The 25,542-nt window shown below is 64.0% G+C and carries 24 protein-coding genes and 3 tRNA genes; 13 read left to right on the top strand and 14 right to left on the bottom strand.

From position 1 onward, the window contains the following. Window positions 1-10: 10 nt before the first annotated feature. On the bottom strand, window positions 11-1,153 hold the full coding sequence (locus tag ACQY5B_RS09895; protein ID WP_420325406.1) for a fumarylacetoacetate hydrolase family protein: 1,143 nt from the start codon (window positions 1,151-1,153) through the stop codon (window positions 11-13). Between the two features lie 130 nt (window positions 1,154-1,283). On the opposite strand from ACQY5B_RS09895, the gene ACQY5B_RS09890 reads away from it, so the two are divergent. Next, window positions 1,284-1,357: transfer RNA gene (locus ACQY5B_RS09890), tRNA-Gly, on the top strand. A gap of 21 nt (window positions 1,358-1,378) precedes the next feature. On the opposite strand, the gene ACQY5B_RS09885 is transcribed toward ACQY5B_RS09890, so the two are convergent. Further along, window positions 1,379-2,491 (bottom strand): acetoin utilization protein AcuC, encoded by a 1,113-nt coding sequence (locus tag ACQY5B_RS09885; RefSeq protein ID WP_420325407.1) that lies wholly within the window; start codon window positions 2,489-2,491, stop codon window positions 1,379-1,381. Window positions 2,492-2,574: 83 nt separating this feature from the next. Between ACQY5B_RS09885 and ACQY5B_RS09880 the strand changes: the two genes are divergently transcribed. Then, the gene (locus ACQY5B_RS09880) at window positions 2,575-3,648 is read left to right on the top strand and encodes an AbrB family transcriptional regulator (RefSeq protein ID WP_420325408.1); all 1,074 of its coding nucleotides are present in this window, start codon (window positions 2,575-2,577) and stop codon (window positions 3,646-3,648) included. Between the two features lie 40 nt (window positions 3,649-3,688). Here the strand turns inward: ACQY5B_RS09880 and ACQY5B_RS09875 are convergent, their stop codons facing one another. The 6 genes from ACQY5B_RS09875 to ACQY5B_RS25380 all read right to left on the bottom strand — a co-directional run bounded on the left by ACQY5B_RS09875 (window position 3,689) and on the right by ACQY5B_RS25380 (window position 10,231). After that, entirely contained in the window at window positions 3,689-5,509 is a 1,821-nt protein-coding gene (locus ACQY5B_RS09875; RefSeq protein WP_420325409.1) for an ABC-F family ATP-binding cassette domain-containing protein, read from the bottom strand. Between the two features lie 160 nt (window positions 5,510-5,669). Continuing rightward, window positions 5,670-6,878 carry a beta-ketoacyl-[acyl-carrier-protein] synthase family protein gene (locus ACQY5B_RS09870; RefSeq protein WP_420325410.1) on the bottom strand — a complete coding sequence of 403 codons (1,209 nt, stop codon included), beginning with the start codon at window positions 6,876-6,878 and terminating at the stop codon, window positions 5,670-5,672. Next, window positions 6,875-7,135, bottom strand: a complete 261-nt coding sequence (locus tag ACQY5B_RS09865; protein WP_305968713.1) for an acyl carrier protein — start codon at window positions 7,133-7,135, stop codon at window positions 6,875-6,877. The genes ACQY5B_RS09870 and ACQY5B_RS09865 overlap by 4 nt, the downstream gene beginning before the upstream one ends. A 37-nt stretch (window positions 7,136-7,172) precedes the next feature. Next, window positions 7,173-8,264: a UDP-3-O-(3-hydroxymyristoyl)glucosamine N-acyltransferase gene (gene lpxD, locus ACQY5B_RS09860; protein WP_420325411.1), complete on the bottom strand. Its 1,092-nt coding sequence runs from the start codon at window positions 8,262-8,264 to the stop codon at window positions 7,173-7,175. A gap of 40 nt (window positions 8,265-8,304) precedes the next feature. After that, the gene (locus ACQY5B_RS09855) at window positions 8,305-9,930 is read right to left on the bottom strand and encodes a L,D-transpeptidase family protein (RefSeq protein WP_420325412.1); all 1,626 of its coding nucleotides are present in this window, start codon (window positions 9,928-9,930) and stop codon (window positions 8,305-8,307) included. 205 nt (window positions 9,931-10,135) lie between these two features. After that, a complete protein-coding gene (locus tag ACQY5B_RS25380) occupies window positions 10,136-10,231 on the bottom strand; it encodes a hypothetical protein (RefSeq protein WP_500862116.1) in 96 nt (31 codons plus the stop codon). Window positions 10,232-10,266: 35 nt separating this feature from the next. On the opposite strand from ACQY5B_RS25380, the gene mepK reads away from it, so the two are divergent. Then, entirely contained in the window at window positions 10,267-10,836 is a 570-nt protein-coding gene (gene mepK, locus ACQY5B_RS09850) for a peptidoglycan L,D-endopeptidase MepK (protein ID WP_305968623.1), read from the top strand. A gap of 249 nt (window positions 10,837-11,085) precedes the next feature. Here mepK and ACQY5B_RS09845 read toward each other — a convergent pair. Together ACQY5B_RS09845 and ACQY5B_RS09840 are read right to left on the bottom strand one after the other, a co-directional pair. Further along, window positions 11,086-11,162, bottom strand: a tRNA-Asp gene (locus ACQY5B_RS09845). Between the two features lie 36 nt (window positions 11,163-11,198). Beyond that, window positions 11,199-11,275 (bottom strand) — tRNA-Asp (locus tag ACQY5B_RS09840). Between the two features lie 247 nt (window positions 11,276-11,522). On the opposite strand from ACQY5B_RS09840, the gene ACQY5B_RS09835 reads away from it, so the two are divergent. Next, complete coding sequence (locus ACQY5B_RS09835; RefSeq protein WP_420325414.1) at window positions 11,523-12,287, top strand: polysaccharide deacetylase family protein; 765 nt, start codon at window positions 11,523-11,525, stop codon at window positions 12,285-12,287. Between the two features lie 224 nt (window positions 12,288-12,511). On the opposite strand, the gene ACQY5B_RS09830 is transcribed toward ACQY5B_RS09835, so the two are convergent. Then, window positions 12,512-13,447 (bottom strand): pirin family protein, encoded by a 936-nt coding sequence (locus ACQY5B_RS09830; protein WP_420325415.1) that lies wholly within the window; start codon window positions 13,445-13,447, stop codon window positions 12,512-12,514. A gap of 191 nt (window positions 13,448-13,638) precedes the next feature. Between ACQY5B_RS09830 and rimK the strand changes: the two genes are divergently transcribed. The 8 genes from rimK (at window position 13,639) to ACQY5B_RS09790 (ending at window position 21,461) form a co-directional block, all read left to right on the top strand. Next, window positions 13,639-15,054: a 30S ribosomal protein S6--L-glutamate ligase gene (rimK, locus tag ACQY5B_RS09825; protein WP_305968620.1), complete on the top strand. Its 1,416-nt coding sequence runs from the start codon at window positions 13,639-13,641 to the stop codon at window positions 15,052-15,054. Between the two features lie 573 nt (window positions 15,055-15,627). Next, window positions 15,628-15,990 carry an SUF system Fe-S cluster assembly protein gene (locus ACQY5B_RS09820; protein WP_069211640.1) on the top strand — a complete coding sequence of 121 codons (363 nt, stop codon included), beginning with the start codon at window positions 15,628-15,630 and terminating at the stop codon, window positions 15,988-15,990. A gap of 79 nt (window positions 15,991-16,069) precedes the next feature. Beyond that, complete coding sequence (locus tag ACQY5B_RS09815) at window positions 16,070-16,732, top strand: hypothetical protein (RefSeq protein WP_420325416.1); 663 nt, start codon at window positions 16,070-16,072, stop codon at window positions 16,730-16,732. Continuing rightward, the gene (locus ACQY5B_RS09810) at window positions 16,732-17,463 is read left to right on the top strand and encodes a DUF3307 domain-containing protein (RefSeq protein ID WP_420325417.1); all 732 of its coding nucleotides are present in this window, start codon (window positions 16,732-16,734) and stop codon (window positions 17,461-17,463) included. Before ACQY5B_RS09815 ends, ACQY5B_RS09810 begins: the two co-directional genes overlap by 1 nt. Before the next feature lie 89 nt (window positions 17,464-17,552). Further along, the gene (locus ACQY5B_RS09805) at window positions 17,553-18,794 is read left to right on the top strand and encodes a glycerophosphodiester phosphodiesterase family protein (RefSeq protein ID WP_305968617.1); all 1,242 of its coding nucleotides are present in this window, start codon (window positions 17,553-17,555) and stop codon (window positions 18,792-18,794) included. A gap of 129 nt (window positions 18,795-18,923) precedes the next feature. After that, window positions 18,924-20,123: a multidrug effflux MFS transporter gene (locus ACQY5B_RS09800; protein WP_420325418.1), complete on the top strand. Its 1,200-nt coding sequence runs from the start codon at window positions 18,924-18,926 to the stop codon at window positions 20,121-20,123. 634 nt (window positions 20,124-20,757) lie between these two features. Continuing rightward, a complete protein-coding gene (locus ACQY5B_RS09795; RefSeq protein WP_305968615.1) occupies window positions 20,758-21,141 on the top strand; it encodes a HesB/IscA family protein in 384 nt (127 codons plus the stop codon). Then, the gene (locus ACQY5B_RS09790; protein ID WP_420325419.1) at window positions 21,138-21,461 is read left to right on the top strand and encodes a TfoX/Sxy family protein; all 324 of its coding nucleotides are present in this window, start codon (window positions 21,138-21,140) and stop codon (window positions 21,459-21,461) included. The genes ACQY5B_RS09795 and ACQY5B_RS09790 overlap by 4 nt, the downstream gene beginning before the upstream one ends. 33 nt (window positions 21,462-21,494) lie before the next feature. Here ACQY5B_RS09790 and ACQY5B_RS09785 read toward each other — a convergent pair whose 3' ends face one another. Continuing rightward, entirely contained in the window at window positions 21,495-22,388 is an 894-nt protein-coding gene (locus ACQY5B_RS09785) for an isopenicillin N synthase family dioxygenase (protein WP_420325420.1), read from the bottom strand. A gap of 108 nt (window positions 22,389-22,496) precedes the next feature. Here ACQY5B_RS09785 and tpiA point away from each other — a divergent pair, with 108 nt between their 5' ends. After that, window positions 22,497-23,249, top strand: coding sequence for a triose-phosphate isomerase (tpiA, locus tag ACQY5B_RS09780; RefSeq protein WP_420325421.1), 753 nt, complete (start codon window positions 22,497-22,499; stop codon window positions 23,247-23,249). Between the two features lie 63 nt (window positions 23,250-23,312). On the opposite strand, the gene ACQY5B_RS09775 is transcribed toward tpiA, so the two are convergent. After that, on the bottom strand, window positions 23,313-24,746 hold the full coding sequence (locus ACQY5B_RS09775) for a TRAP transporter large permease (RefSeq protein ID WP_305968611.1): 1,434 nt from the start codon (window positions 24,744-24,746) through the stop codon (window positions 23,313-23,315). Between the two features lie 4 nt (window positions 24,747-24,750). Beyond that, window positions 24,751-25,485: a TRAP transporter small permease gene (locus tag ACQY5B_RS09770; RefSeq protein WP_305968610.1), complete on the bottom strand. Its 735-nt coding sequence runs from the start codon at window positions 25,483-25,485 to the stop codon at window positions 24,751-24,753. Window positions 25,486-25,542: the final 57 nt, after the last annotated feature.

The raw sequence follows: 25,542 nt of genomic DNA, 5'->3' as shown, positions 1-25,542 counted from the left end.
CACGCAGCCCTTACAACAGGCCGCGCCCTGCCAGGTTGCGCATCAGAGCCGAAGTTCCAAAGGTCCAGGGCGCGCATTCGGTGGACAGACGCACGGTGTTGCGCAGGCTGCCCAGTTGCGGCTCGGAGATCTCGACGACGTCGCCCAGCTTGTGCGTGAACCCTTCGCCGGGGATGTCGCGATCCTCGGTGGGGGCAAAGAGCGTGCCGAGCATCAGGAAAAACCCGTCAGGATACTGGTGGTGCGCACCGCAGGTCTGCGCCACAAGGTCCTCGGGATCGCGGCTGATTTCGGACATGCTGCTGCGTCCGTTCAGGACAAAACCATCGGTCCCGGTCACGGTCAGCGTCAGTTCCGCACGGCGCACCTCGTCCAGACCATAGCTGTCGTCGAAGAGTCGCAGCATCGGACCCACGGCACAGGACGCGTTGTTGTCCTTGGCCTTGCCCAGAAGCAGCGCGGACCGCCCCTCGACATCGCGCAGGTTCACGTCATTGCCCAGCGTGGCGCCGCGGATACGACCCTGCCCGTCGCAGGCCAGCACGATCTCGGGCTCCGGGTTGTTCCAGGTCGATACCGGATGCAAACCGACACTGGCACCGAACCCCACGGCGGACATGGGCTGTGCCTTGGAGAAGACCTCGGCAAAGGGGCCGATACCCACCTCCAGGTACTGTGACCAGACGCCATCGGCAATCAGCACCTCCTTGAGTTGCCCGGCCTTGTCCGATCCCGGTTCCACCGCGCGCAGGCTCTCGCCCAGGATGGCGGTACAGCGTTCGCGGATCGCCAGTGCCCGGGCCGGATCGCCCTTGGCCTGTTCCTCGATCACCCGTTCCAGCATCGACGAGACAAAGGTGACACCGCAGGCCTTGACCGGCTGCAGATCGCAGGGCGCCTGCAAGTGCGGACCCTGTGGATCTTCGGTGGATGCCTCCGCCAGGGCCTCGATCGGGCCAAGGCTGTCACCCGGCGCATTCTGCGCAAAGCTCACCGGATCGTCGAGGTCCAAAAGCGCCTGCATGGTCGGCACTTCGCGGCAGGTGATATCGACCGCCTCGGCGCCGCGCCGGGCAATCAGCGCGGGGCCGTTACGATCCGGCCGCCAGGCGCGGCCGACAAAGGTGCCAGTCTGGGGCAATGCAAGTGTCATGGTTCGGTCCTCCCGGGATCTTCGTTCTTGCTGACGGGTCTAGAGGAAATGTTGCCGGCGCGGAACCATCCCCGGTGGGATCGGTTTGACCTTGAACCACCTCTGGTCCTGCGGTATCCAGTCGGACGCTGCGGGTGTAGTTCAATGGTAGAACGGCAGCTTCCCAAGCTGCATACGAGGGTTCGATTCCCTTCACCCGCTCCATTCCCCTTTGCCTTGCACCTGTCACACGACCTGTTTCAGCCGGTCCTGCAAACGGGAGACGTCCGCCCTTAGGTCGCCTGAAATCGCGCCCGCGCGCGGGGTGTCCAGAAGCGTCGTGAACAGCGCCTCCTCCGGCTGTCCCTTGCGGTGCCAGACAAGCGCGCGCAGCACGGTTTCGGCCTCGGGCGGCAGGCGATCCGGGGCCTCCTCACCCGCGATTTCCCCCCAGACCGCGGTCCAGCACCGGGCGACCGTCCAGGGATTGTAGCCACCTCCGCCCGAGACGATCATCCTTGGCGCCAGCGGCCGCAGCGCCCGGACCGCCGCAACATGGCTCCGGTTGGACAGGCCCAGGCGGGCCAGCGGATCCTCGGCCAGCGCATCTGCCCCGCATTGCAGAAAGATCGCATCGGGCCGAAACGCCGCGACCGCCGGCAGGATCATGTCCCGCAGCACGAAGTCGAATTCCGTGTCGTTGAACCCGCGCGCCACGGGCAGGTTGAAGGACGCGCCTCCCGCCCTGTCCTCCAGCGCGCCGGTAAATGGCCAGCGCCGCGCCTCGTGGACAGAGATCATGCGAACCCGTTCGCTGCCGTCAAAAGCCAGTTCCACCCCGTCGCAATGATGCGCGTCTATATCGACATAGGCCACCCGCTGCAGCCCCATGTCCAGCAGGCGACGCATGGTCAGTACCGGCTCGTTCAGAAAACAAAAGCCCGCCGCAGCATCGGGCAAGCCATGGTGCTGACCGCCGCCGGGGTTGTGAACGATCCCGCCATCGCGGACCAGTTCCGCCGCCAACAACCCGCCGCCAACCGCTGTCGCGGGCCTGCGGTACATCTCGGGGAAAACCGGGTTCGACAGGGTGCCCAACCCATGACGCACCCGCACCTCTTCATTGACCTCCTGCGCGGCCTCAGCGGTCTTGAGGGCCTCGACATAGGCGCGGCTGTGGAACCCTGTCAGCGCCACCGGCTTGGCGCGGGGCGAGGTCCGATAGCGCGCCTGTGGCAACCACCCCAATGCACGCGCAAGGTCTGTGACAGCGGGCACCCGCTGGATCGACAGCGGATGACGCGGGCCATAGACCGAACCGCGGTAGATACGCGAGCCGATGAAAACGGGACTGGACATGCCCCCAGAATTAGAGCCTTCGGGCGTCAAAGGAAATCCGGCCTGCATTGCACCTTTTCCGGGACCGGCCTATTCAAACCGACATGTCACAAGTGCCTTCTTTGCGCCTGGTCTGGCAGACCGCCCTCATGTTGTGTTTCGGTGCCCTTGGCGGGGCCTTGGCAAACCTGGTGCATCTGCCCATGCCCTGGATGCTGGGTGGATTGTTTTCCTCGGCCCTGGTCGTCCTTCTCTGGGCGCCGCCGATCCTCGAAGACTACAGTTTCCCGATGCCGTTCCGGACCGGTTTCGTTGCCTTGATCGGGGTGATGATCGGCACCCAGGTCACGGCAGAGCTGGTGGCGCTGGCGGGCAAGCTGCCTTGGACGATGGCGGGTCTGGTCGTCTTTGTGGTGCTGGCCCATTTCGGGAACATGGCGATCTTTCGCTACCTTGGCGGATATGACCGCGCCACGGCCTTCTACTCGGGCACGCCGGGCGGGCTGATGGAAAGCATCGTCATGGGCGAAGGCGCGGGTGCAGACATCCGCATCCTGACCGCCCAGCAGTTCCTGCGCATCATCGTGGTGATCACGCTTTTGCCGTTGGGGCTGTCGCTCTGGATTGGCGCGCCGGTGGGCAGCGCGGCAGGGCTGCAATCGGCGATGGGACAAACCCAGGTAACACCTCTGGCTCTGGCGACGATCGCGCTGGCGGCAGGTCTGGGACTGTACCTTGCCCGACTGGTGCGTCTGCCCGCCGCCCAGTTGAGCGGCCCAATGATCCTGGCCGCCTTGGCCACGGTGACCGGAGTGCTGGACCTGCACCTGCCGATCTGGCTTATCGCCGCGGCCCAGCTGGTGATCGGTGTCAGCCTCGGGATGCGGTTCAAGGGGGTGAACATGGCGCTCCTGCGCCGCTGCGCCTGGCTCGCGCTGACCTCTGTGGCTTACATGCTGGTGCTTGGCGGTGTCCTGTCCGCCCTGCTCTGGCAGATCACCGGCATCGAATGGCTGCACCTGCTGATCAGCTTCGCGCCCGGTGGCGTCGCCGAGATGTCGGTGGTGGCGCTGAGCCTTGCCGCCAATCCGGCGCTGGTCAGCCTGCATCACGTCGCCCGCATCCTGATGACGGTGGTCGAACTGAGCCTCGCCGCGCGCCTTCTGGGCATGCGCTGATCCTTGCGTCCAAGGGGCGACCAGGGGCCTGACCCCCTGCTCAGGCCTCCTCGGACTTCTCCATCAGTTCAAGCCATTCTTCCTCGGCCGCGCTTAGCGCCTCCTGGCGCTCGACCAGCGCATCGGTGGCTTTCTGGAATTTCAGCGGTTCCTTGGTGAAAAGATCGGGCTGGGCAAGGAAATCTTCCAGCTTGGCGATCTCGGCGCCCAGCCGGTCGATCTCACCCGGCAATTCCTCCAGCCGGTGCTTCTCGGTAAAACTGAGCACAGGCTTCGCCGGCGCCGCCGCGGCCGGCTTCGGCGCAGTCCCGGACTTGGCCGCAGGCTTCGCCTTTTTCGCCGGCCCCGCCTCCTCGCGCTTCTGAGCCTGGTAGTCGGACCAGCCCCCGGCATAGACGGTGGCGCGTCCGCCGCCTTCCATCGCGACGGTCGTGGTGGCGACGCGGTCAAGGAAATCCCGGTCGTGGCTGATCAGCATCACGGTGCCGTCGTAATCGTCCAGCAGTTCCTGCAACAGGTCCAGCGTCTCGACATCCAGATCGTTGGTCGGTTCGTCCAGCACCAACAGGTTCGATTCCCGCGCCAGCAGTTTCGCCAGCAAGAGCCGCGCCTTCTCGCCCCCGGACAGAGACCGCACCGGCGCACGTACCTGGCGTTCGTCGAACAGGAAATCCTTGAGATAGCCAACAACATGCTTCGGTTGTCCCCGCACCATGACCTGGTCGGACTGGCCCGACACGCGCATGTCGCGGTCATTGGTCAGGCTGTCCCAGAGAGAGGCGTCGGGATCCAGCTGCGCCCGGCTCTGGTCAAAGATCGCCGGCACAAGGTTCGTGCCCAGTTTCACACCACCAGCGTCGGGGGCGATTTCCCCGGTCAGGATCTTGATCAAGGTGGTCTTGCCCACGCCATTCGGCCCGACAAACGCCACGCGGTCCCCCCGCTGCACCGTCAGGTCGAAATTGCGCACGATCTGCTTGTCATCGAAAGCATGGGTGACGCCCTGCGCCTCGATCACCTTCTTGCCGGATTTCGGGCCGGAGGCCATCTCCATCGCCGCCGCCCCCTGCCGCCGGATCTGCGAGGCGCGTTCCTTGCGCATGTCCTGCAACGCCCTCAACCGGCCCTGGTTGCGCTTGCGGCGGGCGCTGATGCCCTCGACGGCCCAACGGGCCTCGGCCTTGATCTTGCGATCCAGCTTGTGGCGCTGCTGGTCCTCTTCCTCCCAGGCCTTGTCGCGCCAAGCCTCGAAAGCTTCGAAACCGCGCTCCTGCCGCGCCACCTGCCCGCGGTCGATCCAGAGCGTCGCACGGGTCAGCTCGCTCAGGAATCGCCGGTCGTGCGAGATCAGGACAAAGCCTTTGCGCGTGGTCTTCAACTCGTCCTCGAGCCAGGAAATCGCCTCGATATCCAGGTGGTTGGTCGGCTCGTCCAGCAGCATCAGGTCCGGGGCCTCGGCCATCAGCTTGGCCAGCGCGGCGCGACGGCGCTCACCGCCGGATGCCGTCTCGACCGGACGGTCGGGATCGAACTTCAACCCTTCGGACGCGCGCTCGACCCGGTACATCTCCGAGGCGGCGAGCTGCGAGGCGGCGAACTCGCCCAGCGTGGCAAAACCGGTCAGGTCCGGTTCCTGTTCCATGTAGCCCACGGAAATCCCCGCCGGGACCACGCGGTCGCCCCGATCCGGCTCGACAAGCCCGGCCATGACCTTCATCAGGGTCGATTTGCCCGAACCGTTGCGCCCGACAAGCGCCACGCGGTCGCCCTGGTGGACGGTCAGCGACAGATCGTCAAAGACCGGATCGCCGCCAAAGGTGAGAGAAACAGAGGTGAGCTGAAGCAAGGGAGGAGGAGCCATGCGCGCAGCGCTAATCCCGCCCGCGCCATTCGTCAATGGGCTCCGGACCGGCGTCGGCCCTTCCGCCCGCATGGGCGTCTACTTGGGAAAGGGACCCTGGGGGCGGGGCAGCGCGCCCGGTCCGAGGTATCCAACCAGATGGGCTGCGCCAACGCCTTGGTCAGGCGCGCCCCAGCACCAGCACGGCGTTCAACCCGCCAAAAGCAAAGGCATTCGACAACACCACGTCGACCTCTGCCTCGCGCGCCACGTTCGGGACAACGTCCAGCGCACATTCCGGGTCAGCCTCCTCGTAGCCGATGGTCGGCGCGATCACGCCGTCCTTCAGCGCCATGAGACAGGCCAGCAGTTCGACCGCGCCGGTGCCGCCGATCAGGTGGCCATGCATCGACTTGGTCGACGAGATCATCAGGTCGTCCGCATGGGTGCCGAAGACATCCGCCACCGCCGCGCATTCGGTTTTGTCATTGGCCGCCGTCCCGGTGCCATGCGCGTTGATGTAGCTCACCCGTTCCTTGCTGACCCGCGCATCGCGCAGCGCGCCGGAGATGGCCCGCGCCGCGCCATGCTTGGAGGGCATGACGATATCCGCCGCATCCGATGTCATGGCAAAGCCCAGCACCTCGCCGAGGATCTCGGCGCCGCGGGCCTTTGCGTGCTCATATTCTTCGAAGACGAAGACACCCGCGCCCTCGCCCTGCACCATGCCGTTGCGGGTGGCGCTGAAGGGGCGGCATGCGTCCTTGGACATCACGCGCAGACCTTCCCAGGCCTTCACGCCGCCAAAACACAGCATCGACTCCGACCCGCCGGTGATCATCGCCGTGCACATGCCCGAGCGGATCATCTGGAACGCCTGCCCCATGGCGTGGTTCGAACTGGCGCAGGCCGTGGCGACGGTGAAACTCGGTCCCTTGACGTTGAATTCCATGCTGACGTGGCAGGTGGCCGCATTGTTCATCAGCTTCGGGACGACAAAGGGATGAACGCGGTTCTTTCCCTCTTCGTAGACGGCACGATAATTGTCGTCCTGTGTGCTCAGCCCGCCGCCGGAAGTGCCCAGCACCACGCCCGAGTTGTTGGCCAGGTCTCCCACGAATTCCAGCCCGGCCTGGGCGACCGCCTGTCGGGCCGCCAGCAGGGTAAACTGCGTGAACCGGTCATAAAGCGCAAGTTGCTGGCGGTTGAACACCGTCTCGGGTTCGAATCCCTTGACCTGTCCGCCGATGCGGATGGCCAGACGCTCCACGTCGCGGAACTCCAGCTCGCCGATCCCACAGCGCCCCTCGCGCATGGCCTCCAGCGTCGCGGCGACATCCTGGCCCAGGGCATTGATCGTTCCCGCCCCGGTTATGACGACGCGCTTCACGATTTCTGCTCGGCGATCAGTTTTTCGATCCCCTCGACGATCTTGGCCACCGAAGAGATGTCGAAATCCGATTCCGACGGGTCGTTTGCATTGAAGGGCACCGAAATGTCGAACTGTTCCTCGATCGCGAAGATCGATTCCACCAGCCCGAGAGAGTCGATCCCCAGCTCTTCGGGCGTGCTTTCCATCGACACGTCCGAGACATCGAGCATCGCCTGCTCCGCGATGATCTGAATGACCTGTTCCTTGACGTCCATGACCTCAGCCCCGCGCTTGTCCAGAATTGCCGGACACTTAGTCATTTCCCACCAGCTTTGAAACTGCTTTCTTGAGCTCTGCGACGTCGCGGAACAGACGCGGCAGGCGGCGCAGGCCCTTGTAGGCCTCTACGTGGGTCTCCATTTTCATCGCCGGATAGCCCAGCATGACGCGGCCCGCGGGCACGTTGGCCAAGGCAACGGTCGCCCCGCCTAGGATCGCACGATCCCCGATCCGCAGATTGTCCGACACACCGACCTTGCCGCCCAGAACCACGTTGTCCCCCACCACGGTTGACCCGGCGATGCCGACGTTCGCGCACAGCAGGCAGTCGCGCCCGATCACGACATTGTGGCCGATCTGCACGAGGTTGTCGATCTTGGTGCCATTGCCGACGCGGGTGTCGCGGATCGTGCCCTTGTCGATGGTCGACCCGGCGCCGACTTCGACATCGTCGCCGATACTCACGGCGCCCACGCTGGCGATGCGAGCCCAGGACTGCGTCACATCCGTGCCTTCGCCCCCCAGCGAGGCGCGCGCCTTTTCGACGCCCGAACGCTCTGGCGTGACAAAGGAAAACCCGTCGCCCCCGATGATCGCGCCGGGCTGGGCGATGAAACGGTCGCCGATGACGACCTCGGACATGATCCGGACCCCGGCATGCAGCAGGGCCCCCGCGCCAATGTGCACGTCGCGTCCGACATATGACTGTGGACCGATCACCGAACCCGCCCCGATCCGGGCGCCCGCCTCGATCACCGCGTATGGCCCCACCGACACGCCCTCGCCCAGTTCGGCGGTCGGGTCGATCACCGTTTGCGGATGGATGCCAGATGCATATCCCGGCCCCCTGTCCATCATGGCGGTCAGCCCGGACATGGCGAAACGCGGGCGATCAGACAGAAGCGCCGCCTGCAGCCCCAGCCCCTGCCAGTCCGTTCCGGCGGCCAACATCGCCGCACGGGCCTGCCCCCGGCTAAGGGCCTCGACGAACTCGGGCCTGGCCGCCATCGCCAGCTGATCCGGTCGCGCATCTGCCGGTTCGGCCAGACCGGTGACGGTCAAAGACAAATCGCCCTCGGCACTCAGGCCGAGGGCGCTTGCGAGCTCTTCGATGGTGAAAGGCATAGTGTCTCCCGGACGTTGCAGGGCGCGGTCCGGGAGAGGTTTAGCTGCGACCTGCGCGCAGGGCCACCCCTTCGTTGGCCAGCGCCCGCCAGAGGATCGCATCACGCCCGTAGATGTCGTTGCGATAATTCATCTTACCCTTCGCCTTGGTAAAGGCGGTCCGGTAGATCAGGTGCACGGGGACCGGCGTTTCCAGCGGGATGCGCGTATTTTCCCCCGACGCATGGATCCGCTTGAAGTAGGCCTCGGGGTCGTCGACCTGGCGGCTGAGGATTTCGTAGGCGAATTCGTGCGGATCATCCAGGCGGATGCAGCCGTGGCTGAACGTACGCACCTCGCGCTTGAACAGGTGCTGCGACGGGGTGTCGTGCAGGTAGATGTTGTACTTGTTCGGGAACAGGAACTTGACCGACCCCAGCGCGTTGCTCGGCCCCGGGGGCTGGCGCATGGTGAAGGGAAAGTTGCCCGAATTGGCGTAGGCCGACGCGGTTTCCCGGCTGACCCTACGCCCGCGGTAGTCGACGATTTCCAGGTGGCCTGCCGCATAGGGATTGGCCCGGATCGCGGGCAGGTATTCGCCGCGGATGATCGACTGCGGAATGAACCAGTAGGGATTGATGACCAGCAGTTCCATCACGTCCGAGAACTCGGGCGTCCGGCGGTCGTGCCCCTGAGCGCCGATCACGGACCGGGTTTCAAAAGTCACCTTGTCGTCGTCGATGATCTGGGCATGGAAATCCGTCAGGTTGACGAGCACATGCCGCTTGCCGCGCCCCTCGGGCAGGTTCAGCCAGCGTTCACGCTCCATCGAGACCATGATCGACTGCAGCCGTTCCTCGGGCGATACATTGATGGCCCGCATGGTGTTGCCGCCGGCGACGCCGTCGACCTTTATGGCGTGGTCTTCCTGAAACGCGCGCACGGCGGCTTCCATCTCGGCATCATAGGTCATGCTGAGCGAAGGCGCCATGTAACCCATCGCGGTCAGCCGGTTGCGCAGGGCGACGACAGCATTGCCGCTGTTGCCCGGACGCAGGCTGCCCACGGGGACTGTCTGACCCCAGCCACCACTGCGGATCTTGTGTTCCAGACGCAGCTTTGCGCGCATGAGACGCGTATATTCTGGGCTGCTCGGCACGAGGCTCAAGAAGACGGCGGTCGGATCCTCGCTGGTCAACCGGGTCAAAAGCATTTCCGGATCCCGACGCGGCGCTTCGCGCTTGATCCCATCGATAACATCGCCCGGTTCCAGGATGCCGGACTGAAGATCGTTGGCGAATTGCAGGAAGGTGCGGGTCAGCTCGATTTCCAGCATCCCGCGCGACCGGCCATCTGTCACCTGGCTCATCAGTTGCAACAGGCGGTCGGGATCATAGCGCCCGGCGGGCAGCCCGTGGTCATCCGCCAGCGAAAAGGCCTCCATCAAGGCCAGGCGGCGGGCGCGGTCACCCTCACCGGCGCCGGTCCAGATCGGCGCGAAATCCCGTGCCCGGTAGAAGGCGGCAATGCTGTCATCGTCGGCGACGTTCTCGGCCACGGCCTGCTTGAAGGCCGTCACCTTGAGCGTAAGCCCATCCTCGGCCGCCGCTGGCAGCGCGGCTCCCAGCCAAAGGGCCCCTGCCGCGAGGGCCGCCTGGAACACGGCCCGGGTTTCACTCTTATTCATACTCAAATCCTTCATCGACCAGCTATCCCCGAAAACACATTGCCGACAGGGTCATAGGTCTGTCTATTCACATTTGTGCCAAGTTGTCGACCACAGGGTCGCCAAGGCGAACTGTGACCGAAATGAGGCAGCGCCGAGAATTCACGAGATAACAGGACCAATGTGGGCAAAATCTCGCCAATTACCCCTTGATCATTACAAATCATCACAAATCGCCCTTTTTGCGCCATACGATTCGTGTCATATAGGCCTTGGCATCTGGGGATAGATGGCAGGTGGCGCACAACGATGCGCCAGGAATCAGGTAATACGGCGACCACGGGACAGGCGGTCATCATGACAGAGACGAATTGCGGCGGCTTCACCCGCCGGGCACTTCTTGGCGCGTTCGCAGCGACAGCTGTCGCAGCCGCGCCGACTTACTCCAACGCAGCGGGTTTCTTGCGCGGCGCGGGCGATGTCCGGCGCATCCGGATGTATTCCGGCCGCACGGGCGAACGGGTGGACATGATCTACTGGATCGAAGGCGACTATCTCGCCGACGCGATCAAGGAGATCAATTACTTCATGCGCGACTGGCGCAACAACCAAGTCAAATCAATCGACATCAGGACGATCGACATCATGGCTGCTTCGCACAACCTGCTGGATGTGTCTGAGCCTTACATGTTGATTTCTGGCTACCGCAGCCCGGAAACGAACGCGATGTTGCGGGCACGCTCTTCCGGCGTGGCCAAGAATTCGCGCCATCTAGTCGGGCAGGCAGCGGACCTTCGGCTCGCGTCGCGCTCTGTCAGCCAGATGTATCGTGCGGCCAAGGCCTGTAATGCAGGCGGCGTGGGCCGATACACCCGGTCGAACTTTGTGCACATGGACTGCGGTCCGGTCCGTTCCTGGGGCAGCTGATCTTCTTCCCCCTCCTTACAGTCTCTGGTTCTCTTCTTCAGGCGTCCCGTTTCGGGGCGCCTTTTGTTTCGCACCTTGTCATTTTGCCTCGAAAACAGCGAACGGCATAGTCAGGAAATCCCGACGCGGTTAACCAGTCGTGTATCGATGTCTAAGGGAGGAACACGCGTGGACGCCGTTGGTTCCAATGTCCACCAAGGTTTTTTGGATGAAGCGTTGGCGCCCAAACTTCCACAGGTAAGGAAGAAGTGGCGCGGTTGACGGGGCTCGAACCCGCGACCCCCGGCGTGACAGGCCGGTACTCTAACCAACTGAGCTACAACCGCGCTTTCGCGTCGGGCCGTTGCGTTTCGGGGCAGTGTTGGCGCGGTTGACGGGGCTCGAACCCGCGACCCCCGGCGTGACAGGCCGGTACTCTAACCAACTGAGCTACAACCGCTTGACTGCCGCCGTGACCGCTTGGCCGTGGCGTGAGAGGCCTTCTATGCGTAGCCCCCTGCCCCGTCAAGCGCTTTCGACCCCCAATTTCGTGCATTTTTTCATCCGCGCCAAAGAATCTAAAGTGGCGCATAGGTCACGGGTTGAAGGTCGTGTTTCACGGAAATGTCAATTCGCCTTGCGACTCCACGGGTCGCCCGGCTTTTCTCAACAGGTCTGCACGCCCCAAGCCTAGCCAAGGTCGCATCATGTCTGAATTTTCTCGCCGGACATTCCTGTCCGCCGGCACAGCTGCCGTCACCCTGCTTCGCCCGGACACACTCTGGGCGGCCCCCGACATTGCCCTGCCGGGGGATGTGACGCGAACGGATCCGGTCACGGTCACTGCCGTGAACACATCCTCACCAGTTGTTGCAATGACGTTCGATGACGGGCCGCATCCGACCCTGACCCCACTGCTCCTTGATATCCTCAAAGCCCGTGGTCTGCGTGCCACGTTTTACCTTATAGGTAGAAGAGTGGTGACATGGCCGGATATTGTCAAGCGTATTGCAGACGAAGGACATGAGATCGGGAACCACAGCTGGTCGCATCCCAACCTGGCGGGCTATTCCAATGCGGGCGTTCTTAGCCAGATCGACCGCACCTCGGATGCGATCTTCAAGGTCACGGGCCGGCCGCCGGTCACTTTCCGTCCGCCCTACGGCGCCTTTACCCAGCGCCAGCGCGTGATGCTGCACAATTCGCGCAAGCTGCCGACGATCCTGTGGTCGGTGGATCCGCAGGACTGGCGCCGTCCCGGTGCCAGCGTGGTGGCCAGCCGCATCCTGTCGCATTCGCGTCCGGGCGCCATCATCCTGACCCACGACATTCAATACGGCACTGTTCGTGCCATGCCGCGGACGCTGGACGGGCTGACAGCGCGCGGAATCAAGCTGGGTACGATGAGCCAGATGATGGGCTGGCCGCTCTGGCAGAACCGGAACTTCGTCCGGACCGCCTCGGCCGGTTGAACCGGTCGGTCACCGGCGGACATGATCCGGTGCGAGGGCGGGGTCAGCCGGGAGCATGTGCACCCGGACCATCGCCACGCCCATCGGCAGAGACGGCGACGAAAATTGCCCCTAGATGGTTCGATCGATCAGCGGACCAAACCAATCGCCCCAACAACAGACATTCTTCGCCACCGTACTATCCTTCACGTCAAAGCGTTCCTTCCGAGGACCACGCGCGTCCCTCAATCCGGCAAGGGAATGAACTCGTCATCATCGCCCGGCGGCAGTTGAAAACGGCCGTGCTCCCAATCGCCGCGTCGCCAGGCCTCCTTTGCCTCTTCGATGCGCTCTTTCGAGGAGGCGACGAAGTTCCACCAGATGTAACGGCTGCCTTCCAACGTGGCTCCGCCCAACAACATCAGACGGGCACCTGTAGCACCGGCCCGCAAGGACACCCGGTCGCCGGGACGAAAGACCATCATCTGCCCCGCCTCATAGCGCGTACCGGCCACTTCGACGGCCCCCTCTACGACATAGACACCCCTGTCCTCATGCTCGTCCGGCAGCGGCAGGGACGCCCCCGGCTGCAGCACCGCATCGGCGTAGAACATCTCTGAAGGGGTCCGGACGGGCGCGCGTTCACCCCAGGCATTGCCAAGGATCAGCCGCACCTGCTTGCCCTCGCCATCCAGCACAGGCAGCGCATCCGCCGGCGCATGGATGAAGTCCGGCGCGCTATCCTCCTGATCCTTGGGCAAGGCGACCCAGGTCTGAATTCCGAAAAAGGGCATCGGCCCAGCCTGGGTGGCATCATCGGTGCGTTCCGAGTGGGTGATGCCCTGTCCTGCCACCATCCAGTTGACGGCCCCGGGCTCGATCCACTTGTCCGTGCCAAGCGAGTCGCGGTGATGCATCCGGCCGCGATAAAGGTAGCTGATCGTCGCCAGCCCGATATGGGGATGCGGGCGCACGTCCAGTCCACGGGTAGGCAGGAACTCTGCCGGGCCCATCTGGTCGAAAAAGATGAAGGGGCCCACCATCTGCCGGCGCGGCGCAGGCAAGGCGCGGCGCACCTCGAATCCGCCCAGATCGCGGGCGCGGGGGATGATGACGGTGTCGATACTGTCCACGGCATCGCCGGTGGGGCAATGGGGATCAAGTGCGGGGTTCCAGCTCATCTCGGGTCCTCCTGATGTGTTGGTTTCAATATAGCCCCTGAAATCTCGAACGATACGCCGACAAACACCGTCCATATGTGCATTTTTGCACATTAATACCAAAATGCGCGTTCGGTGCGCGCCCCGAGGCAGTGCCTTGCTGTGCGGCGTTGGCCTTGCTAGGGCTGTAATGGCTCTGAAGGGAGGGCCGCATGGACGACAGCCTTGAACCACTGCCCGGCATGATCCGTTTTGGCTGGGAGGAATGGGTCTCATTGCCCGACCTTGGCCTGCCTGCCCTGCGCGCCAAGGTCGATACCGGCGCCCGAACCTCGGCCCTGCATGCATTCGACATCGAGACGTTTGGCCCGGCCTCGGCGCCCAAGGTGCGGTTCACCGTTCACCCGGTGCCCGGACGGGATGACCTGGTGATCCCCTGTTCGGCCCGGATCGTCGATCGTCGCACCGTCACCTCCTCGAACGGCGAGTCTGAATCCCGCTATGTCATCGCCTCCACCATCCGCGTGGGCGATGAAAGCTGGCGCATCGAGATGACACTGACCGACCGCTCGACCATGGCGTCGCGCATGCTGCTGGGCCGCGAGGCGCTCAAGGATCATATCACCATCGTGGCCACCGACCGTTTCCAGCAGCCCAAGCTCAGCTATGACGTCTACACCACCGCCCGTGTGCGGCAGGCGGCGCCGAACCGGGCGCTGCGCATTGCCGTCCTCAGCCGCGAGGACAATTATTCGACCCGCCGACTGGTCGAGGAAGGCGAAAAGCGCGGCCACACCGTCGAGGTGATCGACACAACGCGCTGTTACATGGCGATCAACGCACTCTCGCCAGAGGTGCATTACGACGGTAAGCGCCTGCCCCGCTACGACGCGGTGATCCCGCGCATCGGCGCCAGCGTCACCTCTTACGGGACCGCCGTGATCCGCCAGTTCGAGACCATCGGCACCTTTTGCGTCAACGGATCCGAGGGGATCACCGCCTCGCGCGACAAGCTGTACGCACATCAATTGATGGCGCGGCACAAGATCGGCATGCCCAATACCGCCTTTGCGGCCTCTCCCAAGGACACGCAAAGCCTGATGCGGCTGGTGGGCACTGCGCCCCTGATCGTCAAGCTGCTGGAGTCCACGCAGGGCAAGGGGGTCGTCCTTGCCGAAACCAAGAAGGCCGCGGAATCGGTGATCGACGCCTTCCGCGGGCTCAAAGCCAATTTCCTGGTCCAGGATTTCGTCAAGGAGGCGGCCGGCGAAGACATCCGCTGTCTCGTCGTCGGCGGCAAGGTCGTGGCGGCGATGAAACGCACCGGGGCCGAAGGCGATTTCCGTTCAAATCTTCATCGTGGTGGCCAGGCACAGGTCGTGCGCATCACCAAGGAAGAACGCGAGACTGCCCTGCGCGCCGCCCGCGCCTTTCGATTGAACCTGGCGGGCGTGGACCTGCTGCGGTCCGAGTCGGGCCCCAAGGTGCTGGAGGTCAATTCCAGCCCCGGGCTCGAGGGGATCGAGACGGCGACCAAGAAAAACGTGGCCGAAAAACTGTACGAGCATCTCGAATCCAAGGTGCGCCCGGCCCCGGTCAAGCGCATCAGCAAGGCAGAGGACAACTGAACCGGCAAGCGGTTCGGGCCCGGTCCGTTCAGTTCGGGAACATAAGCCCCACGAACCATCTGATGACCACGATCCAGAAATGCAGGCCAAGCAGGGCCACTGGCAGAATCCACCAGCCGTGACCCAACGACCACTGGATCTGCTCGGATTGGTCGTGGTCCCTCTGATCCGCTCGCGGAAACGCGTCCGTCTTTGGAACACCGCCAAGCACTGACACCAATGTTGAGAGCATAATGATTGTCCTCTCCAGTTCTGGCCGATCCCGGGTCATCGCTTCGTTGCAGAGGGACGCAGATGTCGGGCAATCTGCCCGCCGAACCGACCACAACTCACTCTAAAGTTGTATATAGCCGGACTCTGGACATGTCACGATAGATGTATCGAAGATTACCTTTTTGTCTGGTCATCAGAACCAATCCGGACGGCGGCTGTCTTCTGTCCCAAGCATGACCCGCCGGCAGGCGACCTGCTTTAATCGCCTGACGATCTTTCGAGGGAATGCCCTCCATGCTCTTTACCGCGCCCCGCACTTTTCCTATATAATTGCTCAGCTATTCGGACACGAGGACCGCAATGACCGAGCAGAATACGCAGATGGAGGGCGCCCCGCTGATCGCGCCCTCAAGCACCGATCACCCGCTTTACGATACGGTGGTCGAGGCCTGCCGCACGGTCTACGACCCTGAAATCCCGGTCAATATCTACGATCTGGGGCTGGTCTACACCGTCGACATCAACGACCAGAACGAAGTCAACATCATCATGACCCTCACCGCGCCGGGCTGTCCCGTCGCGGGCGAAATGCCCGGATGGGTCGCCGAAGCGGTCGAACCGCTGCCCGGCGTGAAGCAGGTCGACGTCGATCTGACCTGGGAGCCGCCCTGGGGGATGGAGATGATGTCCGATGAAGCACGGCTGGAACTGGGCTTCATGTAGAGCAAGACGTTACTTTTGCAAAACCTCAAAGCAAATCAAAACCCTTGCATTTTCGCAATGCAAGGGTTTAGTTTTGCATATGGTCGAAACCTCCGCACATGACTTTGCCAGCGTCCTGACCGGCGATCTTGTCGCCTCACGCCGGCATGGGCCCGACGCCCTGGATGAGGCGATGCAGGTGCTGGAACGCGCCAGCCATGACATCGGCGAGGACACTGGCGCCCCCCCCCTCTTTCAGCGCCATCGCGGCGACGGTTGGCAGATCTTCCTGCCTATGGCGCAGACCGGTCTGCGCGCGGCCCTGCGCATCCAGGCCGCGCTTGTCGCCGCCGGATCCCTGTCCACTCGAATTGGTATCGGCGTCGGCCCCGCTCAAATCCCCGATGACGGCAACCTGGCCGCCGCCTCTGGCGGGGCCTTTCACATGGCAGGTGACGTGCTGGCCGGGATGGGACGCGGCACGCAACTGGCCCTGCCCCGCATTCCCAGTGCCCTCGGCGAGGCGCTCGGCGCGCTCATGCTCTTCGTGGATCGCGAAGCGCAAGGCTGGAACCGGACCCAGGGGCAAGCCCTGTTCGAGGCACTGCGCGTCCAGGCTCCGACACAGGAAGAGATCGCGCAGAAAGCTGGTGTGACCCGACAGGCGGTCCAAAGCCGGCTGTCCGGCACCGCTCTTGACGCGCTGCAGGAAACACTGAGGGTCTACGAAGACCGCGTAGAGATGATCCGGGACAACCTGTGATGCCCACGACACTGCCCGTTCTTGATCCGCTGGCCGCGCAGAGCTTTGCCGCGCTGTTCCTCGCGCACGTCCTGGCGGATTTCGTGTTTCAGACCGGCTGGATGGTCGACCGCAAGCGCAACCTCGGGGTCCTGCTGTTGCATGTCGGCGTGGTCTTTGTGCTGACATGGGCGGCCCTAGGCGGCGCCTGGGTTGTGGCGCTGATCGTGGCGCTGGCACATTTCGGCATCGACGCGGTCAAGGCCTGGTCCCCTGCCCGCTGGCGGGACACGCTGGGTGCGTTCCTGCTGGACCAGAGCGCTCACATGGTCACGCTGCTGGCTGCCGCCCTGTGGTGGCCCGCTGCCGCGTCCCAGGGGCTATGGTCACCCTGGCTGCCGCATCTGGTGGCGCCTGCGCTCTTCACGGCCGGACTGATCACCACGGTGCTGGCGGGCGGTTACGTCGTGGGGATGCTCACCGCCCGGTTCGAGGTTCCGCTGAAGGGTTTGCCAGAGGCCGGTCGCCTGATCGGACAGCTTGAACGCGCCCTGATCTTTCTCTTTGTCACCATCGGGGAGCCTACCGGCATAGGCTTCCTGATCGCCGCTAAGTCGGTGCTGCGCTTCGACACCGCCAAGGAGGATCACCGCGCCAGCGAATACGTCATCATCGGCACGCTTGCCTCCTTTGCCTGGGCGCTTGGCGCCAGCTACGGCACCCAGGCCCTGATGCAGATCGCCCAGCCCTGACAAAGCGTTACCGAAGTTTGTCAAAGCCGTCACGCGCCCGTTACCCAACGCCCCGATGAGAAGGGCCTCTCAACAGGAGGCTCCAATTCATGAAGACGTTCACACTCGCCCTGGCCTGCGCCACTCTGGCTGGCCCCGTGCTGGCCGAAACCCACGCCAATGCCTATGACGCCGGTCTCACCTATGGTGTCCGCCCCGCCTACCTAGTGTCGCGGATGGAAGACGGCGCGCTCAAGGACAAGCTGCAGTCCTGCCTTGGCAACACGCCCGCGCGCACGCATTTCTCGGTCGGGCACCGCGGCGCACCGCTGATGTTCCCCGAACATACGGTCGAATCGAACCGCGCCGCAGCGGGCATGGGCGCAGGCATCCTGGAATGTGACGTGACCTTCACCGCCGATCTGGAACTGGTCTGCCGCCACGCCCAGAACGACCTGCACACCACCACCGACATCGTGGCGGGCCCGCTTGCTTCGAAATGCACCACGCCCTTCACCCCGGCCTCGGGCGATGCCAAGGCCAGCGCGGAATGCCGCACCTCGGACCTGACCCTGGCCGAGTTCAAGACCCTGACGCCCAAGATGGATTCCTCCGATGCCTCGGCCACCACGGCAGAGGCCTACCTCGGCGGCACCGCCAACTGGCGCACCGACCTTTTCGTCAGCGGCGCGACCCTGATGACCCATGCGGAATCGATCGCCCTGTTCGACAGCCTCGGCGCAGACTTCACCCCGGAACTGAAAGCTCCGTCGGTCGAGATGCCCTTCAACGGTTTCAGCCAGGCCGACTACGCGCAAAAGCTGATCGACGAGTACAAGGCTGCCGGCATCGACCCGTCGCGCGTCTGGGCCCAGTCGTTCGACCTGTCGGACGTGCTCTACTGGATCGAGAACGAGCCCGAATTCGGCGCCCAGGCGGTCTATCTGGATGATCGCTACGAGGCCTCGGACGAGGACGAGGGCCTGATCGATCCGATGGATGCAAGCACCTTCAAGCCGACGATGGCCGAACTGAAGGAGATGGGCGTCAACTATATCGCTCCGCCGCTGTGGATGCTGGTCACGCTGGACGACAGTGGCGCAATGGTGCCTTCGGTCTATGCCGAAGAGGCAAACGCCGCCGGCCTGAACATCATCACCTGGTCGCTTGAACGCTCCGGCCCGCTCGGCTCGGGCGGTGGCTGGTATTTCCAGTCGGTCAAGGACGCCACCGACACCGACGGCGACTATTTCGAGATCCTCGACGTTCTGGCCCAGCAGGTCGGCGTCAAGGGCGTCTTTTCGGACTGGCCCGCCACGACCACCTTCTACGCCAACTGCATGGGCCTCTGAGCCTCCTGCTTCGGCAATTCAACCTTGTTCGGGGCCGCCTTCGGGCGGCCCTTTCACGTTGGCGCCAATTCTCTGCTGTCGCCCGGGCGAAAAAACGGGTACCGCATGGACAACTTTTGATTGAACCCAATGCGACAGCCTCCTGCCTCTCCACCCAGCCTGGTCACGCTTGTCCTGATGACGGTGCTGGGCATCGTCTCGGTCAACATGTTCCTGCCCTCGCTGGCGAACATGGCCCGCAGCTTTTCCATCTCCTACGCCACGGCCAGCCTTGCGATCTCGCTCTTCATGCTGCTTACCGCCGGGCTGCAACTGGTAATCGGCCCACTGTCGGACCTGTATGGGCGGCGCCCAGTGTTGCTGTGGTCTCTGGCGCTGTTCACCTGCGCCTCTCTCGGCACGGCACTTGCGCCGGATTTCTACAGCTTCATGGCCTTCCGCGTGCTGCAGAGCGCGGTGATCGCGGGCAACGTCCTGTCGCGGGCCATCGTGCGCGACACCTCGGCCCCCAGCGAGGCCACCAGCCGGCTGGGCACGATCGGCATGGCCATCGCCCTGGGGCCGATGATTGCCCCGGTGATCGGAGGCGTCATGGACCAGGCCTTTGGCTGGCGGTCGACGCTCTGGGCCTTCACCGGGCTGGGCGCCGGGCTGCTCTGGCTCTGCTGGATGGACGTGGGCGAAACCAATCCACGCCGCGGCCGGGGCTTTGCCGCGCATTTCCGCGCCTATCCCGCGCTGCTGACCAACCTGCGCTTTTGGTCCTACACGATCTCGATGGGGCTGGGCATCGGCATCTTCTTTGCCTTCCTTGCCGGAACGCCCCTGTTGGGAACGGCTCATTTCCACGTTTCGGAAAGCACGGTCGGCGCGCTGATCGGCCTGCCACCGGTAGGTTTCGTCATCGGCTCGTATTTCTCGCGGCGCCTGGGCGCCCGCGTGGCGCCGCCGCTGATGGTCCTGGCCGGGCGGCTGGTCTCGGTCCTGGGCCTGGGTGTCGCGCTGCTGCTCTGGATGCTTGGTCCCGGCAGCGCCTGGAGCTTTTTCCTGCTGATGCCGGTGATCGGCGTGGCCAACGGTCTCAGCACGCCTGCGGGTATGGCCGGTGCCATGTCGGTGCGTCCGGATCTTGCCGGCAGCGCGGCTGGGCTGTCCGGTGCCGTCACCATCGGTTGCGGCGCGGCCATGACCTCGGTGTCCGGTGCCATTCTGGGCGCGACACCGGATCCGACGCGCCTGATCTGGTTGCTCTGGGGATTGGCGCTGCTCTCGGCTCTGGCCGCCCTGCCCGCCTTGCGCCCGGACCACCGGCCAAAACCCGTGGGCTAGGCTTTCAGCCCGGACGAGAGCGATTGGCTACGGTCCCCTCATTCGCGACTGCCCACCTGTTCAACGACGCGTCCGACACGGGTTGGTGGCAACACAGCGCACCCTGTCAACGCAGCGCCCGAATCCCTGGCCGTTTCCGCAAGAACCATGTTGCGCAAGCAGTCGGCCGGACCGGCCACGACCCGCGCAGTGACACGGCGCATACAGTGGGGCGACAAGAGCCGTGGCCGTGCGCCGACGAAGGCCTTATAGCAACCCAAAATCTCCTATGCTCGCGCGGCCTTCATCCCGGCGACATCTGAATTTCCAGACGCCCCCAATGGCCCCGGCGCACGGCCTCGCGAGCGGCCTCGATAAGGATCAGTTCCGTTTCGCACAGCCGGTCATCCGAACCGACAAATTTCCGGCACGGCTGTGGGATCCATTGCCTCTCGACAGGTTAAGGAACGGCCCTCCGCCCCGCGCTGCAGTGCCTGAAATCACGGTCATGACAGTTGCAAGCGCCCCGAAAAATTGGTTCACCTCAACCCCGATCCGCAGTCTGAAATACCCGGCGACAACAGCGCGCGCCGCCTGCCTCTTGAGTAGAGGCACCCGCTCCCTTAAATCTTGGTATGAAAGTGAGGTTTCACACATGTTTGGCATACCCGGTCAGTCCCCCGTGACGATCACCCCCACCGCCGTGGCCCAGATCCGCAAATTGATGGAGCGGGACGGACGCTACGCCCTGCGCATCGGCGTCAAGAAAGGCGGCTGTGCGGGCATGGAATACACGATGGATTACGTCGACGGTTCCGAAGCCAACGACGAAGTGGTGGAACAGGACGGCGCGCGCGTCCTGATCGCGCCGATGGCGCAGATGTTCCTTTTTGGCACGGAAATCGACTACGAGACATCGCTGCTTGAATCCGGTTTCAAGTTCCGCAACCCCAACGTGGTGGACGCCTGCGGGTGCGGCGAGTCCATCAAGTTCAAGGATGTCGAGGAACTCTCGGCCGAGCAGGGCAGCCAAGGGTGAGCGTCTCCGCCGAAGAGATCGCCTTTGCCCGCGATCTCTTTTCGGGCCTCGGAGACATCACCACCCGTCGCATGATGGGCGGTCTGTGCCTATATCACGAAGGCACGATTTTCGCGATCCTGCACCCGGAAGGCGGCATATACCTCAAGGGTGCGGGCGCTTTCATCGGCCGGCTGGAAGACATGGGCTGCACGCGATGGACCTATACCCGCAAGACGGGCCAGAGCGCAGCCATGCCTTACTGGACCCTGCCCGGCGCCGCGCTAGACGATCCCGAAGAGGCCGTTGCCCTGGCCCGTGAGGCCCTGCGGCACTTTTGACCGCCGCGCGCCCCGGCCCTGACGATGCCCACGTCACCCGGCCTTCAGGTGCAGGTAGGTCTCGTTGAACCGCCGTTCGAGGTGTGCCCCGGCCGAGACCCTCTCTCCAGACCCGATTGGCGCCACGTTGGTGTCCCAGTCGGGGTTGAAGAACAACGGCACAGAGATCCGTTCATCCGCCGATCCCCGCACCCGGTGCAGCGTCGCCTTGACCCGTCCGCCGGTCCAGATCTCCAGCATCTCGCCAAAGTTGATGATGAACTCGCCCGGATCGGCGCGCACCGGCAGCCAGTCGTCCTCGGGCGTCAGCACCTCCAGGCCCGGCACCCCGTCTGTCCCCAGAAATGTCAGACACCCATAGTCGGTATGCGCTCCGATGCCGAAATCCTTGTCGCCCGCCCAGCCCGGGCGCGGCGGGTAATAATTGCCGCGAAGCAAGGCCATCGGCCGCGCGAACTTGTCGTCGAAAAAGCCCCGGTCCTCGCCAATTGCCTCGGCAATTCCCCGCAGCAGGTCCATCGCCACCGCCATAGCATCGCGGTAATAGGCTTCGATCACCTGCCGGAACCCCTCGGGGCGCTCTGGCCAGAGGTTGGCGGCATAAACCGCCAGCCCCGTGTCCGGCGCCTCGAATCCGCAATCAAAGACCTGCTTGTAGTCCGGGTTGGCCTCGGGATCGACCTGTTCGCTGAGTGACGCGCCCCAGCCACGGTTCGATCCCGTCGCCGCCATGTCGACGGCGCGCTTCTCGGCCTCCGGCAAGTCGAAGAACGCCCGGTAAGCCGCCAGGACGAAACGCATGCGCGCCTGGGTGATCCCGGTGTTGTAGACAGTCAGGAACCCGCTCTGTTCCGCACCCGACTTCAACGCCGTCAGGGCCTCGGGATCGCGCGCCGCGATCTTTGCCGCATCAAGTCTGGGGATCATGAGCCTCTCCTTCTGACAGCCCCTTGTCACGAGGTCGCGTGCACCGCAACCGGGCTTGACGTCGCGCCGCGCCCGGTGACACTTGGCCCCGCAAAAAGGAGAGGGCACATGCGACGCAAACTGGCCGCGGGCAACTGGAAGATGAACGGAACGCGCGCTGCGCTGGACGAACTGGCGGCGATGGGTGCCGCTGCGGACGGCGCGGCCGAAATCCTGCTGTGCCCGCCTGCCACCCTGATCGCGGCGGCGGCCCAGTCCGCGAAGGGCATCGCCATCGGCGGCCAAGATTGCCACGCCGCGGCGTCGGGCGCCCATACCGGCGATCTTTCGGCGCCGATGCTGGCGGATGCAGGGGCAAGCTATGTCATCCTTGGCCACTCCGAGCGCCGGGCCAACCACGGCGAGGATGATACCCTGATCCGGGAAAAGACCCGCGCCGCCTGGGACGCCAACCTGACGGCGGTCGTCTGCGTCGGCGAAACCCTGGACCAGCGCGAGGCCAACAACACGCTGGACATCATCGGCGGACAACTGGCCGCCTCGATCCCCGACGGGGCCACCGCGCACCGGCTTGTGGTGGCATACGAGCCGGTCTGGGCCATCGGCACCGGCAAGGTGCCGACGATGGAACAGATCGGCGAGGTTCACGGGTTCATTCGCGCCCGCCTGGAACGCCGTTTCGGCGCCGGTGTCGGGCGGTCGACCCGGCTGCTTTATGGCGGCTCGGTCAAACCCGGCAATGCCGGCGAGATCTTTGCCGTCCCGAACGTCGACGGCGCCCTTGTCGGCGGCGCCAGCCTCAAGGCCGCGGATTTCCTGCCGATCATCGAGGCCCTGAACGCCGCCCCGATGGAAGCCTGAAGCGCAAGGCGCGCCGATCCTTATCGTGACAAGAAAAAAGGGCCGGTTTCCCGGCCCTTTTCCTTATTCCGCAGCGCGCGCCTCGCAGAAGGCGGCCTCGAGCTGGTTGGTGGGCGGTGCGCCCTCGCAGTTGATCTGCGGCCCCATGACGTTGTCTGGCAAGACCGTCGAGATGACCGGGATGTAGGTTACCAGGATCAGGAAGACGAAAAGCACGGCCAGGAAAGGCAGCGCCGCCTTGACGACCCGCATCATGGGCATGCCCGCGACACCGGAGGTGACGAAGAGGTTGAGCCCCACCGGCGGCGTGATCATCCCGATTTCCATGTTCACCACCATGATGATGCCCAGGTGGATCGGGTCGATGCCCAGTTGCAGCGCAATCGGAAAGACCAGCGGCGCGACGATCACCAGAAGACCCGAAGGCTCCATGAACTGACCGCCGATCAGCAGGATCACGTTGACGATCACCAGGAACATGATCGGACCGAACCCGGCGTCAAGCATCGCAGCCGCGATCTGCTGCGGGATCTGCTCGTCGGTCAGCACGTGCTTCAGGATCAGCGCGTTGGCGATGATGAACATCAGCGTGACCGTCAGCTTGCCCGCCTCGAACAGCGTGTTCTTGGTGTCCTTGTGGAAAAAGGCGGTGATCAGGGCGATGGGTTTGCGGATCAGCGGCGTGTTCGGCGCCCCGTCCTTACCGGCCAGCGGCCCCATGTCGCGATAGACGAAGGTCGCGATCACGAAGGCATAGACCGCCGCGACCGCGGCCGCCTCTGTCGGGGTAAAGATACCGCCGTAGATGCCGCCCAGGATGATGACGATCAGCAAGAGCCCCCAGAGCGCGTCGCCCCCAGCCTCGGCCACTTCGCCCCAGCCTTTCCATTCGCCCTTGGGCAGGTCGCGCATGATGGCGATGATCAGGATCGTGGCCATCAGCATGGTGCCCGCCATCAGGCCAGGGATGACACCGGCCAGGAACATGCGGCCAACGGAAACGTCGGTGGCCGAGGCATAGACAACCATCACGATCGACGGCGGGATCAGGATGCCAAGGGTGCCCGCATTGGCGATGACACCGGCGGCGAAATCCTTGGAATACCCCACCTGGCGCATACCGGCGATCACGATGGACCCGATTGCGACCACGGTTGCAGGCGAGGACCCGGAAAGCGCCGCGAACAACATGCAGGCAAAGACACCGGCGATGGCAAGACCGCCCGGCAGGTGCCCGACGCAGGCGATCGAAAAGCGGATAATCCGCTGCGCCACGCCGCCCGTCGACATGAAGCTGGACGCCAGGATGAAGAAGGGAATAGCCAGCAGCGTGTAGTGCCCGGCCATCGCCTGGAAAAAGCTCTGCGCGATGGAGGCCAGCGAGGTGTCGCTGAGGACCAGCAGGAAAACGATCGAGGAGAACCCGAGCGAGACGGCAATCGGCACACCGATCAGCATCAGGCCGATCACCATCCCAAAGAGAATGACAACATCCATCGGATCAGTCCTTGTTCATGTGCGCGACGTCTTCGACCGCGTCTTCGGCTTCGTGGCTGACGATCAGGCTCTCGGCTTTGCCGCGCCAGATGCGGACGGTGGCCTGGATGAAGCGGACGAGCAGCAAGAGCGCGCCGAATGGCAGGATGACGTAAGGGATGAAACGGGGTATCTTTTCATAGGCTTCGCCCTCGTTGATCCAGGGCTCGATGAAGCGCAGCCACTCGGGCATCGGAATGTCGATCACCTCGTACCAGGAACGGTAGGAGGTGCGGCCCATTTCCTCGAACCCGGTGGGGAACCAGCGGCCCGTGGTCTGCGGCAGATTGGCGAAGTTGGCCCAGTAATCCCAGGCGCCTTTCAGCAACAGGAAGGCATAGCCGATGCAGACCGCCGCCGCGATCAGGGTCATGACCTTGCGGGTCGGGGCGGAGACAACGTTCAGCACCGCGTCGACGCCCAGGTTCGCGGTCTTCTTGACCGCGTAGCTGACCCCGAACAGAACCAGCCAGGCAAAGAGGAACGAGGTCGCCTCCAGCCCCCAGATCAGGCCACCGGGCAGGTCCACGCCCAGCAGGCCCTCCAGCCAGCGGCCGAATTGGCTGTTCACGCCATAACGCAACACGACGTTGATGAAAGTGATGATCGTCATCGCGCCAAGGATGAGCGCGATCACCGTCTCTTCCAGTTCGTCGATGAAACGTCCGAACATACCGTTCGGTGGATTGTGAGCTGACATGGTCCCCCTCCTTGCCCCGGTTCGGGTACAAAAAACCCGGCCCCCATACCGTCACGG

It is taken from the genome of Antarctobacter sp. (assembly GCF_965277915.1).
Lineage (GTDB): Bacteria > Pseudomonadota > Alphaproteobacteria > Rhodobacterales > Rhodobacteraceae > Antarctobacter.
This window is presented reverse-complemented; position numbering and strand designations above follow the sequence as displayed.

Excerpts from the sequence above, each read along its gene's own strand:
- ACQY5B_RS09895 (WP_420325406.1), bottom strand. The coding sequence starts at position 1,153 with ATGACACTTGCATTGCCCCAGACTGGCACCTTTGTCGGCCGCGCCTGG.
- ACQY5B_RS09885 (WP_420325407.1), bottom strand. The coding sequence starts at position 2,491 with ATGTCCAGTCCCGTTTTCATCGGCTCGCGTATCTACCGCGGTTCGGTC.
- ACQY5B_RS09880 (WP_420325408.1), top strand. The coding sequence starts at position 2,575 with ATGTCACAAGTGCCTTCTTTGCGCCTGGTCTGGCAGACCGCCCTCATG.
- ACQY5B_RS09875 (WP_420325409.1), bottom strand. The coding sequence starts at position 5,509 with ATGGCTCCTCCTCCCTTGCTTCAGCTCACCTCTGTTTCTCTCACCTTT.
- ACQY5B_RS09865 (WP_305968713.1), bottom strand. The coding sequence starts at position 7,135 with ATGGACGTCAAGGAACAGGTCATTCAGATCATCGCGGAGCAGGCGATG.
- lpxD (WP_420325411.1), bottom strand. The coding sequence starts at position 8,264 with ATGCCTTTCACCATCGAAGAGCTCGCAAGCGCCCTCGGCCTGAGTGCC.
- ACQY5B_RS09855 (WP_420325412.1), bottom strand. The coding sequence starts at position 9,930 with ATGAATAAGAGTGAAACCCGGGCCGTGTTCCAGGCGGCCCTCGCGGCA.
- mepK (WP_305968623.1), top strand. The coding sequence starts at position 10,267 with ATGACAGAGACGAATTGCGGCGGCTTCACCCGCCGGGCACTTCTTGGC.
- ACQY5B_RS09835 (WP_420325414.1), top strand. The coding sequence starts at position 11,523 with ATGTCTGAATTTTCTCGCCGGACATTCCTGTCCGCCGGCACAGCTGCC.
- ACQY5B_RS09830 (WP_420325415.1), bottom strand. The coding sequence starts at position 13,447 with ATGAGCTGGAACCCCGCACTTGATCCCCATTGCCCCACCGGCGATGCC.
- rimK (WP_305968620.1), top strand. The coding sequence starts at position 13,639 with ATGGACGACAGCCTTGAACCACTGCCCGGCATGATCCGTTTTGGCTGG.
- ACQY5B_RS09820 (WP_069211640.1), top strand. The coding sequence starts at position 15,628 with ATGACCGAGCAGAATACGCAGATGGAGGGCGCCCCGCTGATCGCGCCC.
- ACQY5B_RS09815 (WP_420325416.1), top strand. The coding sequence starts at position 16,070 with ATGGTCGAAACCTCCGCACATGACTTTGCCAGCGTCCTGACCGGCGAT.
- ACQY5B_RS09810 (WP_420325417.1), top strand. The coding sequence starts at position 16,732 with ATGCCCACGACACTGCCCGTTCTTGATCCGCTGGCCGCGCAGAGCTTT.
- ACQY5B_RS09805 (WP_305968617.1), top strand. The coding sequence starts at position 17,553 with ATGAAGACGTTCACACTCGCCCTGGCCTGCGCCACTCTGGCTGGCCCC.
- ACQY5B_RS09800 (WP_420325418.1), top strand. The coding sequence starts at position 18,924 with ATGCGACAGCCTCCTGCCTCTCCACCCAGCCTGGTCACGCTTGTCCTG.
- ACQY5B_RS09795 (WP_305968615.1), top strand. The coding sequence starts at position 20,758 with ATGTTTGGCATACCCGGTCAGTCCCCCGTGACGATCACCCCCACCGCC.
- ACQY5B_RS09785 (WP_420325420.1), bottom strand. The coding sequence starts at position 22,388 with ATGATCCCCAGACTTGATGCGGCAAAGATCGCGGCGCGCGATCCCGAG.
- tpiA (WP_420325421.1), top strand. The coding sequence starts at position 22,497 with ATGCGACGCAAACTGGCCGCGGGCAACTGGAAGATGAACGGAACGCGC.
- ACQY5B_RS09775 (WP_305968611.1), bottom strand. The coding sequence starts at position 24,746 with ATGGATGTTGTCATTCTCTTTGGGATGGTGATCGGCCTGATGCTGATC.
- ACQY5B_RS09770 (WP_305968610.1), bottom strand. The coding sequence starts at position 25,485 with ATGTCAGCTCACAATCCACCGAACGGTATGTTCGGACGTTTCATCGAC.